At 40.4% G+C, this 14,629-nt stretch carries 11 protein-coding genes; 9 read left to right on the top strand and 2 right to left on the bottom strand.

Annotation, left to right across the window (positions count from 1 at the left end):
• Positions 1–5: 5 nt before the first annotated feature.
• Positions 6–740, top strand: a complete 735-nt coding sequence (locus ACQRBH_RS00720; protein WP_427760633.1) for an ABC transporter ATP-binding protein — start codon at positions 6–8, stop codon at positions 738–740.
• Positions 741–815: 75 nt separating this feature from the next.
• Here the strand turns inward: ACQRBH_RS00720 and ACQRBH_RS00715 are convergent, their stop codons facing one another.
• The gene (locus ACQRBH_RS00715; RefSeq protein WP_427760631.1) at positions 816–1,730 is read right to left on the bottom strand and encodes an AraC family transcriptional regulator; all 915 of its coding nucleotides are present in this window, start codon (positions 1,728–1,730) and stop codon (positions 816–818) included.
• A 325-nt stretch (positions 1,731–2,055) separates the two neighbouring features.
• On the opposite strand from ACQRBH_RS00715, the gene ACQRBH_RS00710 reads away from it, so the two are divergent.
• The 6 genes from ACQRBH_RS00710 (at position 2,056) to yicI (ending at position 10,939) form a co-directional block, all read left to right on the top strand.
• Entirely contained in the window at positions 2,056–3,102 is a 1,047-nt protein-coding gene (locus ACQRBH_RS00710) for a LacI family DNA-binding transcriptional regulator (RefSeq protein ID WP_427760629.1), read from the top strand.
• A complete protein-coding gene (locus ACQRBH_RS00705) occupies positions 3,089–5,194 on the top strand; it encodes a glycoside hydrolase family 36 protein (RefSeq protein ID WP_427760627.1) in 2,106 nt (701 codons plus the stop codon). Before ACQRBH_RS00710 ends, ACQRBH_RS00705 begins: the two co-directional genes overlap by 14 nt.
• Positions 5,195–5,430: 236 nt before the next feature.
• Entirely contained in the window at positions 5,431–6,309 is an 879-nt protein-coding gene (locus ACQRBH_RS00700) for a carbohydrate ABC transporter permease (protein WP_235233092.1), read from the top strand.
• Positions 6,309–7,148, top strand: coding sequence for a carbohydrate ABC transporter permease (locus ACQRBH_RS00695; protein ID WP_235233093.1), 840 nt, complete (start codon positions 6,309–6,311; stop codon positions 7,146–7,148). The genes ACQRBH_RS00700 and ACQRBH_RS00695 overlap by 1 nt, the downstream gene beginning before the upstream one ends.
• Before the next feature lie 22 nt (positions 7,149–7,170).
• Positions 7,171–8,457 carry an ABC transporter substrate-binding protein gene (locus ACQRBH_RS00690; RefSeq protein ID WP_235233094.1) on the top strand — a complete coding sequence of 429 codons (1,287 nt, stop codon included), beginning with the start codon at positions 7,171–7,173 and terminating at the stop codon, positions 8,455–8,457.
• Between the two features lie 124 nt (positions 8,458–8,581).
• Positions 8,582–10,939 (top strand): alpha-xylosidase, encoded by a 2,358-nt coding sequence (yicI, locus tag ACQRBH_RS00685; protein WP_427760624.1) that lies wholly within the window; start codon positions 8,582–8,584, stop codon positions 10,937–10,939.
• Here yicI and ACQRBH_RS00680 read toward each other — a convergent pair.
• Positions 10,936–11,616, bottom strand: coding sequence for a YesL family protein (locus tag ACQRBH_RS00680; protein WP_427760622.1), 681 nt, complete (start codon positions 11,614–11,616; stop codon positions 10,936–10,938). The genes yicI and ACQRBH_RS00680 overlap by 4 nt on opposite strands.
• 75 nt (positions 11,617–11,691) lie before the next feature.
• On the opposite strand from ACQRBH_RS00680, the gene ACQRBH_RS00675 reads away from it, so the two are divergent.
• Positions 11,692–13,662: a glycoside hydrolase family 127 protein gene (locus tag ACQRBH_RS00675; protein ID WP_427760620.1), complete on the top strand. Its 1,971-nt coding sequence runs from the start codon at positions 11,692–11,694 to the stop codon at positions 13,660–13,662.
• A complete protein-coding gene (locus tag ACQRBH_RS00670) occupies positions 13,659–14,624 on the top strand; it encodes an aldo/keto reductase (protein ID WP_427760618.1) in 966 nt (321 codons plus the stop codon). Before ACQRBH_RS00675 ends, ACQRBH_RS00670 begins: the two co-directional genes overlap by 4 nt.
• The last annotated feature ends 5 nt before the right edge of the window (positions 14,625–14,629 follow it).

Raw genomic sequence — 14,629 nt, 5'->3', positions numbered from 1 at the left:
GAATCATGCCAGAAATATTAACTGTAAAGGGCTTATGCAAAAATGGAATTCTAAAGGATGTAGATTTTACGATAAAAGATGGAGAAATGGTAGCAATCATGGGGCCATCAGGGTCTGGAAAATCAACCTTGCTTTATCAGGTATCCGGGATGGACAGCTTTGATAGTGGGGAAGTGTGGCTTGACGGAACACAGATAGGCTTGCTATCTGAGGATGAAAGGGCACAACTTCGCCTGGAGAAAATGGGTTTTGTCTTTCAGCAGATGAATATGTTAAAGAATCTGAACCTGATCGATAATATCATGCTGCCGGCAACTCGTCTCCGGAGAGGAAAACACTCTGAAAAGGAAGCAGAGAAGAGAGCAAAACTGCTGCTGGAAAAAATGGGAATCTGTGAGCTTGCAGACCGCAGGATCCATGAGGTATCCGGCGGACAGCTTCAGAGAGCATGTATCTGTCGAAGCCTCATGAATCAACCGAAGATCTTGTATGCAGACGAACCTACAGGGGCATTGAATCAGAGTGCAAGTCAGGAGGTTATGGGAGAGTTCTGTAGACTGAACCGGGAAGGTATGACGATTCTTATGGTGACCCATGACAGCAAGGTCGCAGCAAGGTGCGGCAGGATTCTCTATCTGTTGGACGGAAGAATCCAGGGGGAACTGGTACTTGCAGAGATGCTTTATGGGAAGGAAAGAGAAGACAGAGTTGGAACATGGCTTGCCGGTATGGGGTGGTAGTCTTCGCTTTCTTCTATACATTTTCAATAAATGATTGAAGTTGGCGAATCCTGTATGATTAAGCAGGAATGGGGACTATCCTGCCTTTCTGTATTTTGCAGGAGTAATCCCGACACGCTTCTTGAAGAACCGGTTAAAGTAATATTCATCTGAGAAGCCGGTCAATTCTGCAATCTCATTCAGCGGCAAAGTGGTTGTCAGAAGCAGCTGCATTGCATGCTCCAGTCTGTGCTGATTCAGATAGGCGAATATGGTAGTTCCGGTCTGTTTCTTAAAGATGCGGTTCAGATAATCAAAATTAACAGAGAGAAGCTGTTCAATAGAGCTGCTGGTGATTTTTGTGTTGTAGGAAGAATGCAGATAATCCAGCAGTTCATTGATTTTGTCATACATAGAAGTGCTGATACTGGACTGTGAATGACCATATGCGTTGAACATCCATGTGCTGGAATACAGAGTCAGCATCTCCACAATGTGCCCGGAAGAAAGTGATTTGTAATACATATGACGAGTCTGTTCTTTTTGAATGGCAGATATCACCTGTTGTACAATTTGAGAAAATACCTGCGAATTCTCTATATGCATGTATTTAGGGATCATAATGGACGTATCGTTATAGTGGGCTTCGGAGATTGAGGACTCATTGTAATTACGGTACAGTGATGTCTTGATGATGTTTTGCATATCCTCTTTTGGTGCATTTTCATGCTTTACGAAAGTTGACGGATTGAAATGTACGAAGTAATAAGTGCTTCCTGCGAATTTATATCCTGCATGTTTGCAGCCGGGTTCGAGAAGCAGAATATCTCCTTGCTTTAATGGATATTCAGTTCCATTTTCTTTTAGATACATTTCCCCTGATGCAATAATATACAGAATATATTCTGAATTTGTTCGATGAAAATGCTTCCAGTTATCAGGTGTAACTGTTTGCCCAAGATAAGTAACGTGTGGAAGAATATCGGTTTTTAAAGAAAAAAATGTATTCATGTCTTTTCCCCCCTTATATTGTTTATAACATATTGTGGGAGAACTCTCAAGTTTAAAGTCGCTATTGTACAAAAATATATCACCATATTACATTTGCGCTCAGATGCCGTGAGAGTATACTGAACTTGTCAGATGCCAAAGCAGTTTTCTGCAGTGGTGCAGCAAACAGTAACTCTATCTAATAAAAAACGTCCCGTAACTCTTTGTATTTTGGTTTGCTGTACATGATGATATATTTCTCGACTGATGAAAATGTTTGCAAGAAATGTTTCCAAGAAGTTTTTTTTGTACTATAATTAATATAGTTTTTTGTCGGGGAGCGAGAATGATGATTACAATTAAGGAAATAGCAGAAGAAGCAGGTGTCAGTGCAACAACGGTCTCAAATGTGTTGCACGGCAGAACAAAAAAAGTTTCACCGGAAATGATCAAGAAGATTCAGGATCTTTTGGAGGAAAAAAATTATGTGCCAAGATTTGGTCTGAATGCTTTGACAAACCGAAAGTCTAAGATGATAGGAGTATTGATCAGTACCCCTGAATTCGTGGAGAGGTCACCCTATGAAAGACCATTTTACGGAACTGTTATTGGTACACTGGAAAGTGCGTTCAGAGAGAAAGGCTATTATATTATGATATGCTCTTCGAAGAATATGCAAGAAGTTATGAGAATGATTCTTGGATGGAACGTTGATGGAGTGGTTTCCATATCCCTGCCCCCCAAATATTACCAGGAGATTAAAGAAATCACAGGAAAACCGGTAGTATCAATTGATATGGATGTAGATACCCCTTACACAACAGGATGCTATAATATTACTTCTACAGATGAGGTATGCGGAGAAAAAGTTGTTGAATACTTGTTGGAGCAAAATATCCGAAAGATTATTTATATCGCCAATGCAAAAAAAGGTGCGGATTACCGGCGCTATCAAGGTGCGTTGAAAGCATATAAATCAGCTCTTGGTGAGACGGCAGAACTGGAAGAGGTAATGCTGGGAACGACTTGTGAAGAAAGGATTGCGACATACCAGGAATTAGAAAAGTATGTTGGGCATCATGCAGCACTTTTCTTTTCCACAGATTTTAATGCGGCAGAGGCAATGGGATATTTTAATAGAAAGAATATTCGGATTCCGGAAGATATTTCGATTGTCGGATGTGACGATGATGTGTTTGCAAGACTTAGTGTACCTAAGCTAACCACTGTTAAAATTGACAGTGTAAGGAAAGCTGAGATCGCAGCAGAAGTCATGCTTTCATTGCTTGAGGGAAAGATAATTGAAGAAAAAGAAATTAAGGTTAATACCTGCCTGATAGAGAGAGACAGCGTTTTTATTAATGGAAAGGATAAGATGAATGCAGAGAATTAACATTAGTGAGAATGGACTGAATATGGTGTTTGAGATAACGGATCAGAACGAAGTAAAGTTTCTCCATTTTTCACAGCTTCCATTTCAGGAAGAGCTTATCAGAGATGACTATGAGAAGACGGGATTCCGGCTTGTTGAGATAGAACTTGCAGGACTTGACCGTCCAGAAGAAAGACATGGCTCTAAGTATACGGTGACAGCACCGGGATATCGTATGAAATACGTTTCACACAAGGATGAACGTAACATATTCGGGCGTAAGCTGGAATTTGTTACATGTGATGAAGAGACAGGTATCTATGTGACAAGCCATTTTCAATTCTACGATGGCATTGCTATGGTGAGATGTTATAGCGTTGTTGAAAATCGAGGAACAGATGAACAGATTCTGGAATATGTGACTTCTTTTAATCTAAATGGACTTGAAAAAGAAGGAATTTTGCCGAGAGATCTGAAGATGAAAGTAGCAGTGATCCATAATTCCTGGCAGAGAGAAGTGCAATGGAAGGAATACACATTGCCACAGCTTGGTATTGAGCAGTCCCAACCGGATCTGGCACTTCGTTCATCAAAAGCATTTGGTGTGTCGAATACTGGAAACTGGTCTGCAAAGGAATATCTTCCTATGGGATGTGTATCCAATGAGGAGACTGGAAGCAGACTGTTCTGGCAGATTGAACAGAATGGTTCCTGGCATTGGGAGATCAGTGATCAGACGAATCATCTGTATCTTCAGTTGTCCGGCCCAACAGAAAATCAGTCTCACTGGTTCAAGTGTCTGAAACCGGGCGAAAAGTTTGAATCTGTACCGGCCGCTGTTGGAGCAGTCCTTGGCGGAAATGAAGAGATGGCAGAGGAACTTACGAGATATCGCCGTCGAATCAGAAGAGAGAATGAAGATAATGAGAAGCTTGCTGTTATCTTTAATGATTATATGAATTGTCTGTGGGCGGAACCAACAACGGAAAAAGAGATTCCTTTGATTGATGCAGCAGCGGAAATCGGTTGTGAATATTATTGTATTGATGCAGGCTGGTATGCAGATGGATACTGGTGGGATGAGGTGGGAGAGTGGCTCCCGTCTGACAAGCGTTTTCCGAATGGTATCAAAGAGGTCATTGATTATATTCGAACGAAAGGAATGATTCCCGGACTATGGTTGGAACTTGAGGTTATGGGAATCCATTGTCCAAAGGTAAAAGATATGCCGGAAGACTGCTTTTTCCACAGACATGGAAAAAGAGTATATGATAGAAGCAGATATCAGCTGGATTTCAGACATCCGGCTGTCAGAGAACATGCAACGCAAGTGATAGATCGTCTGGTCAATGACTATGGTGTTGGTTATATTAAGATGGATTACAATATTGAGCCCGGACTGGGAACCGAGATAGATGCGGATAGCGTCGGAGATGGACTGCTTGGTCATGAAAGAGCATATCTCCAGTGGTTGGATGGAATTTTTGAAAAATATCCGCAATTGATTATTGAAAATTGTTCCAGCGGTGGACTGCGTATGGATTATGCGATGCTTCAGAGGCATAGTATTCAGTCTACCAGTGATCAGGAAGGATACCTGAATTATGCAACGATTGCGGCTAATTCTCCGCTTGGTGTTACCATGGAACAATCTGCGATATGGTCTTATCCCAGAATAGAAGGCGACGAAGAAGAGACTGTCTTCAATATGGTCAATGCCATGCTGATGCGTGTGCATCAGAGTGGTCATATGGTGGATATTGCACCGGAACGCAAGGCTTTAGTTAAAGAAGGACTTGATTATTATAAGGAGATCCGTTCAGATATTAAATGTTCAGTTCCATTCTGGCCAACTGGCTTCTCATCTTTTGCAGATGACTGGGTAAGCCTGGGACTGAAGGGAGAGAGAGCTACATATCTGTCTGTGTGGCGCAGAGGCGGCGGATCATATCTGAAGCTTCCTATTGCTCATTTAAAGGGAAGAGAAGTGGAAGTTAGATGCGCATATCCGATGAAAAGCGATTGCGATTATCATTGGAATGCACAGACAGGCATCTTGACAGTGATGCTTCCGGCGGTTCCTTCGGCAAGAGTTTTTGAACTGAAAAGTTGATAAAATTTCGTGAAAAGTGACACTATTTCGGGTCGAAATGCTTCGAAATAGTGCCTTTTTTTGTAAAAAAATAATAAAAAAATAAATATTTTTGTATACAAAAGGAATATAAAATGAGGCTAAAAAAGCGAATTCTTAGTTAGGTTTGCTAAAAAACCTATTGACACACCAAGGGTTGAATCGTATAATTGGATATAGAGTTACAAAGGAAACAAAGAGAGGAGGAATACGTTGGAATGGGACGTAAAAAGAAACAGTTCTGGGAGAGTGTCCTGTACACAATTCCGGCAATTATTCTGGTTACGATTACTATCTATATTCCATTTGTAATGAGTGGTTATTATTCATTGACAGAATGGAATGGTATAGCAAAGGAACCAGTATTTATCGGACTCGATAACTTCAAGAAAGTTTTCAGTGGTTCTTCGGAGTTTATAAAGAGTCTGATCTTTACAGGAAAGTATACTATACTTTTTATGATTTTCTCTAATGTACTTGCACTTGCGATTGCAGTAGCTCTTGTACAGAAGATCAGATTTGCAAACCTCATGAGAGGTATGTTCTTTGTACCTTACATAATGAGTATGATTATCGTTGGTTTCATTTGGAAATTCATCTTTTCTCAAGGATTCGAAGTATTATTCGAAATGACGGGATGGGGATTCCTCAATTGGAGCTGGCTGGGAGAAAGTAATCTGGCTTTCGTGGCAATAGTAATGGTTGGTGTATGGCAATCATTGGGCTTCTATATTGTACTCTATATTGCAGGTCTTCAGGCAGTACCTACAGACGTACTTGAAGCGGCAACAGTAGACGGCGCAACATCATGGAAGAGATTCTTTAAAGTAACACTTCCATTGCTTGGACCTTCTATCACAACATGTGTATTTATGTCGCTGACAAATGCGTTAAAGGTATTTGATATTATCCTGGCATTGACAAAAGGCGGTCCTGGTGGATCTACATACAGTGCTACACTTGATATTTATCGTGAAGCTTTCCAGAATAACAATTATGGTCTGGGTTCTGCAAAATCACTGGTATTCTTTGTGATAGTACTGGTACTTACACAGCTGGCTATGAAGATTATGAAAAGCAGGGAGGTTGATTTATAATGAGTTTATCACAGAAAAAGAAATTAAAATTAATCCTCCTTACAATTCTTATGGCGGTTGCAGCAGTTTGCTACATTTATCCTGTTTTCCTTATGTTTATTAACTCTGTAAAACCATTTGGCGAAGTCGTGTCAGACGTAATTGCGTTACCAAGTAAGATTGAATGGGCGAACTATTCATACGTTATTGATAAGATGCAGTATGGTAAGTTGTTCTTTAACAACGTTATGATCACAGTGATTGGTATTGTTGGTATTATTATATTTGCTTCTTCAGCCGCTTATATTTTAAACAGAAGAAAGAATAAATACACAGCAGTTGCTTCATTGTTAATCACAACACCTATGTTGATTCCATTCCAGACAATCATGATCACATTGCTGAAGGTTATGAATGTAATTCATCTTTCTAACAGCAGAGTTGGTCTTGGTATTCAGTACTGGGGATTTGGTATTCCGATGGCTGCATTTATTTACAGTAACTTTATGGCAACGATCCCAAAAGAGATCGATGAAAGTGCATTTATTGATGGTGCCGGAACATTCAGAACATTCCGTTCTATTATCTTTCCATTGCTGAAGTCAGTAACATTTACAGTAATTGTACTGGATGTTATGTGGATTTGGAATGACTTCCTGTTACCATTATTGATGGTTAACAGCTCTAATGAGACTAAGACTCTTGTATTGGCTGCTTATACATTCGTAGGACAGTTTAATACACAGTGGCATTATGCGATGGCTGCGATGGTACTTACAATATTACCTTCTATCATTATCTTTATATTCCTGCAGAAGTATATTGTAGAAGGTGTTGTTGCGGGTGCTGTTAAAGGATAAAAAAAGAAAAGGAGAGAAAATTATGAAAAAGAAACTTGTAAGCGCATTATTGTGTGTTGCTATGGTTGCTACAATGTTAGCAGGCTGTGGCGGCAAAAAAGAAGCTGACAGCAGTGACGAAGGCGGAAGCGGAAGCTCAGGAGAGATCTACATGTTCATTTCTCAGCCAGAGTATGCTGACGCTATCAATACTCTGATTGAAGAGTATAAGACGGTTGAGCCAGATGTTACAATCAACTATGAGACAACTCAGAATGATTACCCGACACTGTTAAAGGCAAAATTAAACTCTGGTGATACACCGGATATCTTTTCTTCAACATCAGGAAAAGAAATCGAAGTTTACAAAGAGTACTCTTATGATTTGTCTGATCAGCCATTGATGGATTCAATGCTTCCAGCTGTAGCAGATACTATGAAAGATGCTAACGGCGAAGGCGTATATGGTATCGCAATCAAAGGTAACTACTTTGGATTACTTTACAACATGGATCTTCTTGAAGAAGCAGGAGTTGAGAAGATGCCAGAAACAGTTTCCGAACTGGAAGACTGTGTAGCTAAGTTAAATGATGCAGGAATCACAGCATTTACAGATGGTTATGCTGAGTGGTGGGTATTCAAACATATCTTCCAGCACTTTGCAGGCGCTGCTGTTGAAGACTATCCAGCATTTGTAGAAGCTATGGAAAATGGTGAAGCAAAATTAGAAGATTATCCAATTATTGCTGAGAACTACTTTGACTTTATTGATCTTGTTACAGAAAACGGAGATGCTAAACCTCTGGAATCTGACCTGAGTGCAGAAGAGGCTGCATTTGCAAACGGCGAAGCTGCTATCATGATTGGACAGGGCGCATGGGTTGAAGAAGATGTGAAACAGATTAATCCAGATATCAACATTGGATTCTCTGGTTATCCAGTATCTGATGATCCGGCAGACTGCCAGGTTATCACAGGTTCTGACCAGGCTCTTCGCATCAGCAAAGATTCTGAGAACTTAGATGCAGTTCTTGATTTCATCAACTGGTGGTATACATCTGATTATGGCAAAGCTTGGTTCACAGACGTTGCAGGCGTTGTTCCTCCAATCGAAGTAGATGGTGAATCTGATTATGCTGTAATCAATCAGGGTAATGCATCTGTAGAAGAAAAAGGAAGTGCTCCACTTGGAGTTATCTACTCAACAGACAGCTTCCATACTGCATTTGGTGAAGCTATGCAGGCATATGTAGGCGGACAGGCTACAAGAGAAGAGACGATGAAGACAATCGAAGAAAAATGGGTTGAAATCGACGGCTCTGGAAACTAATCAAAAGCAATAATTAAATAAATTATCAAATTTGCTTTAGGGGGGAAAGCTTTGCTTTCCCCTGTTTTTTTATACTATAGGGAACTTTGTTTCTAAACAAAATAGTTTATTTAGGAGGCCTAATATGAAATTTACAGAAGGTTATTGGGAGAAAAATGAAAGAGCAAATGCAATACATGCCGCACAGGCGTTTATTGTAGAAAAAATACCACATGGTATGAAAGTTGTAGCTCCGACAAGAGTGATTACTGATCGTGCAGGGGCATTGGATGTATCTACGATTACAACAGAATTTACGTCTATCAGAAAAGATATTATCAGCGTGAGAAGTTATCATTATGAAGGATATGATAAAAAAGAGCCACGTTATGAACTATTTGAAGATTATCAGGATACAGAAGTAGAGATTAATGAAAAAGAAGCGGTAATGACAGCAGGAAATGTGGCAGTAAGGGTTAACCGTGAAGATTTTAAAGTAACATTTGAGGCAGATGGAAAGGTACTGACAAGTATTGGTTTCCGTAACCTTGGATATATGCAGTATGACAGAAAGACATTGACAAAATTTCCAGAAGACAATTATATGGCAGCTGATTATAAACCATATATGATGACAGAGCTTTCTCTTGATGCAGGAGAATGTGTATATGGTCTTGGCGAGCGCTTTACAGCTTTTGTTAAGAATGGGCAGGTTGTAGATTGCTGGAATGAAGACGGAGGAACTTCTTCACAGATTTCTTATAAAAACGTTCCTTTCTATGTGACAAGCAAAAATTATGGGGTATATGTAGATCACAGTGACAATGTTTCTTTCGAGATTGCAAGTGAAAAAGTTGAAAATGTCGGATTTTCTGTAGAGGGAGAAGAAATCCGTTATCATATTATCTATGGAAAAACCATGAAGAATGTACTGGAGACTTATACAGATCTTACAGGTAAACCAGCACTTCCACCGGCCTGGTCTTTTGGCCTGTGGCTTACAACATCATTTACCACAAATTATGATGAAGAAACCACAAGTTCTTTCATCAATGGAATGGCAGAGCGTGATATTCCGCTTCGTGTGTTCCACTTTGATTGTTTCTGGATGAAGGAATTCCACTGGTGTGATTTTGAGTGGGATGAAAGAACCTTCCCGGATGTAAAGGGTATGCTTGACCGCTATAAGAAGAAAGGACTTAAGATCTGTGTATGGATTAATCCATATATTGCACAGGGAACCGCATTCTTCCATGAAGGAATGGAAAAGGGATATCTGGTGCAGAGAGCTGACGGAAAAGGTATTAAGCAGATTGATAACTGGCAGCCGGGAATGGGTCTTGTAGACTTCACAAATCCTGATGCAGTTGCATGGTATACTGGAAAATTGAAGACATTGCTGGATATGGGAGTTGACTGCTTCAAGACTGATTTTGGTGAAAGAATTCCAATTGATGTGAAGTACTTCGATGGTTCAGATCCGAAGAGCATGCATAACTATTATACGAATCTTTACAACAGATGTGTCTTCAAGCTTCTGGAGCAGGAGCGTGGAGAAGGCGAGGCAGTTCTTTTCGCAAGAAGTGCTACTGTTGGCGGACAGCAGTTCCCGATTCACTGGGGCGGTGACTGCTCAGCAACATATCCATCTATGGCAGAAAGCCTTCGTGGAGGACTTTCCTTCGTATTATCCGGCTTCTCATTCTGGAGCCACGACATGGGTGGATTTGAGATGACAGCAACTCCTGATGTATATAAACGTTGGCTGCAGTTCGGTCTGTTATCTACACACAGCAGATTACATGGATCAAAGAGTTACAGAGTACCATGGTTGTTTGATGAAGAATCCGTAGATGTATGCCGTGCATTTACAAAACTGAAAGCAAGGTTGATGCCATATATTTATCGTATTGCAGTAAACTCACATGAGACTGGTGTACCATCTATGAGACCGATGGTTCTGGAATTCGATAATGATCCGGCAGTCAGATATCTGGATATGCAGTATATGCTTGGTGACAGTGTTCTTGTTGCACCAATCTTCCGTGAAGATGGCAATGTTGACTATTACCTTCCAAAGGGAACATGGACACATCTGTTATCTGGAGAGACAAGAGAAGGCGGCACATGGCAGAATGATACATACGATTACTTCTCACTGCCAGTATATGTAAGAGAGAATACACTCCTTGCCATGGGTGCAGAGGAAGACCGCCCGGACTATGATTATACAAAGAATGTACAGTTGCAACTCTATGCATTGAAAGATGGATGTGAAGCTGATTGTGAGATCACGGATCTGAAGGGAAATATTGTTTTAACAGCGAAGGCTTCTAGAACTGGAAATAAGATTACAGTTACTGTATCTGAGATCACAGAAGGTATGACATATCTTCTTGTCAATGTAAAAGAAGCAAAAAATATTTCCGGTGCAAAAGCAGAGACCACAGAAAAAGGTATCGTATTAACACCGGAAAGTAAAGAAGTAGTAGTTGAGCTTTAATTTTCAGTTATATCAGGAGAATCCGGGTCTTCTTCGGAAGACTCGGAAGGCTCTACTTTTATATATTTTGGAAAAATCTTATAATCAAAAATATAGGATGTGCACAATGCAATCAAAGCAAAACCGAATAACAGCCAAAGCATATAGATAAAGCTGAGGTTTGCAGGAATCATCAGTGTCAGAACGGCAGGAACGATCAGGATAACTAAGATACAAAGTGTCCACTGAAAACTTCCGATTCCCATTAAAAAGGCATTCTTAATGATATTACCAGTTGTGTTCTTAAATTTTGCCAGAACAGGAAAGGCGAAGATGAGCATAAAGGTTATTAATATAAATATCAAATATGCTCCAATTAAAAGCGGCTGGTATTTTCCTGCATTAGACGAACTGTAGATACGTATATCTGCAAGCATGATAAATAACAGAAGAAGAGACGGTATCCAGATAGAAGTTGCCTGCTTAAAATTCGCTTTAAAAGCTTTGAAAAAGCTACGCGCTATATATCCTTCCTGATCACGAGACATTTTAAGTGTTACAGAATACAACGCGGTTAAAGAAGCACCAATCGTGATGACTGGGAGACAGCAGAGTAAGAATATCAGGTTTAATATGCAAAGATCTGCCATCTTATTTAAGAAACGGAATACCGGGCCGTCCATGTTGAAAAAACTCATAAAAATACCTCCTTTGTATGTGAGGTATTATACTAAAAGATAGAGTGAAATGCAAGCAAGAAGGGGGTTTTAGACATGAGCGAATATCGTTTGCTCAAGAAAGATGAATGTGAAATCAAGGACTCATTTTGGAGTTATTATATAGATTTAGTGAGAGAAAAAGTCATTCCCTATCAGTGGGAGATATTAAATGACCGTATTGAGGATGCAGAACCGAGTCATGCAATCGACAATTTCCGCATTGCTGCCGGGGATATAGAGGGACATTTTTATGGCGAAGTATTTCAGGATAGCGATGTATCAAAATGGCTGGAAGCTGTTGGTAATATATTAATGCTTTCCAAGGATGAGAAACTGGAAGAGCAGGCGGACAGTGTGATTGATATTATTGCAAGAGCGCAGGATGAAAGCGGATATCTTGACACCTACTTTCTGATTGAAGCACCGGAGAAAAAATGGACCAATATATTGGAGTGTCATGAGTTATACTGTGCAGGACATTTTATCGAAGGAGCTGTCTCCTATTATCTTGCGACCGGCAAGAAAAAGGTGTTTGATGTGGCGGTAAAACTTGCGGATTATCTCTATGAGATGTTTGGAAAAGAAGAAGGAAAGCTGCACGGTTATCCGGGACATCAGGAGATAGAGATTGCTTTGTTAAAGTTATATGATGTAACTGGCAATGAGAAGTATTTTGAACTGGCACAGTATTTTATTGACACCAGAGGTACGAATCAGTTTTTTGAGGAAGAATTTGAGAAGCGAGATCATGTCTGCCAGTGGACACAGGCCAAGGTAGAGGAGCCAAATCGCTGGTACAATCAGTTCCCTTATAGTTATTATAATCAGTTCCATCTGCCGGTGCGTAAGCAGAAGGAAGCAGTCGGACATGCGGTGCGAGGTGTCTATATGTATACCGCGATGGCTGATATTGCATCCAGAACAAAGGAAAAAGAGCTTTTTGATGCCTGTAAAAATATATGGAATAACATTGTAAAAAAACAGTTGTATATTACTGGAGGAATCGGCGCAACTCATTCTGGAGAAGCTTTCACGGTGGCATATGATCTTCCGAATGATACGAATTATTCGGAGACATGCGCGTCCATTGGACTGGTGTTTTTTGCACAGAAGATGCTGAAAAATGAAGTGGACAGAACATATGGAGATGTGATGGAGCAGGCACTTTATAATACGATTCTTGGTGGTATGAATTATGAAGGGAACAGATTCTTCTATGTAAATCCATTGGAAGTTGTCCCAGAGACTTGTCTTGGCAATACAGAGCGTAATCATGTAAAAACGGTTCGCCAGAAATGGTTTTCCTGTGCATGCTGCCCTCCGAATATTGCTCGTACAATAGCGAGTCTGTGGCAGTATATTTACACTGCAGATGAAGATACTACTTATGTCCATCTATATATAGGAAATGAGTCGGAGATTCAATTGACTGGCAATACGTTGCGCATCAGACAGACAACGGATTACCCGTGGAGTGGGAAAGTGGTACTTGAAATCAGTGCGGATACCGAAGAGCCGATGACAGTCGCATTGCGTATTCCAACATGGAGTGAAGACAAGTATAGTATCTGTGTGGATGGTGTCTGCCAAGATATCTGTGCAGAAAAAAATGGTTATGTACACATAAAAAGAAACTGGAAAGGTAATCATCAGATTACTCTGGAACTTAAAATGGAGCCGAAACTGGTGCAGGCTAATCGTAAGATTCATTATAATGGCGGCCGTGCCGCGTTAGTATGTGGACCAGTAGTATATTGTCTGGAAGAAGCAGATAACGGGAAATATCTGAACCAGATCTTAGTAGATGCCAAGAGTGAGTGGAAGGTAACAGAAGGAACTCTGGGAGGAAAGAGCTTGATTCTTGAAGGAAAGGGATGGCGTGAACAATCTCAGACAGATGAAGAATCCCTTTATCATGTATATCATGAAGAAAGAGAAGAAATCATGGTAACTGCTGTGCCGTATTTCCTTTGGAATAATCGCAGTGATGGAGAGATGCAGGTATGGATGAGGGTAGGAAGATGATGAAGAAATTAATTTTAAAAGAAACAGATCTGGATCTCAGTAATGTCTGCCTCGGAACAGCTAATTTTGGTGAGAAATTGACGAAAGAGCAGGCCTATGAGATTCTTGACACTTATGTTGCGGTAGGTGGCAATTTTATAGATTCTGCCAATGTATATTGTAAATGGATTGAAGAACTTGGTAATTGCAGTGAACAGTATCTTGGAAGTTGGCTGCGGGATCGAAAGGCTTATAATAAGATTGTCATCGCTACCAAGGGAGGTCATTACGATTTTAAAGCACCGGAAATCTCCAGAGTAAGAGAAGAGACAATTCGTGCAGATCTGGAGGAAAGTCTTCAGACGTTGGGAGTTGATCATATTGATTTTTACTGGCTTCACAGAGATGATGAATCTGTAGATATTACAGAGATCGTCGATATTATGGAATCGCTGGTAAAAGAGGGGAAGATTCGATATTATGGTGCTTCAAATTATAAGCAATATCGAATTGAGCAGGCTGTATCATATGCAGAAGAAAAGGGGCTCCAGGGATTTACTGCTGTGTCAAACCAGTGGAGTATGGCTAGAGTGAATCCGGGAGGAAATATGAATCAGGATCCGTCACTTGTGTTGATGGATTCAGATTATTATCAATGGCATAAGCGCAGCAAGATGCCGATTATTCCATTTTCTTCCAGTGCCCATGGCTTTTTTGATAAACTAGACCGAAAGTTGAAGATGGCGGAAGATATGAAAAGGGCCTATATGAACCAGGATAATCTGGAGATGTATCAGACATTGTGCAAATTACGGAAAGAGACAGGGGTATCATTATATGCTCTTTCCATTGCATGGCTTACGAATCAGCCGTTCCAGACGTTGCCGGTGGCAGCTGTCTCCCGGCCAGAGCAATTGGATGATTTTGTTGTTGCAAGCAGTTTGAAGCTAGAAAAAGATGTGATAGAAAAATATAGTCTGTAGGAGGA

It is taken from the genome of Bariatricus sp. SGI.161 (genome assembly GCF_050313695.1).
Lineage (GTDB): Bacteria > Bacillota > Clostridia > Lachnospirales > Lachnospiraceae > JAFBIX01.
This window is presented reverse-complemented; position numbering and strand designations above follow the sequence as displayed.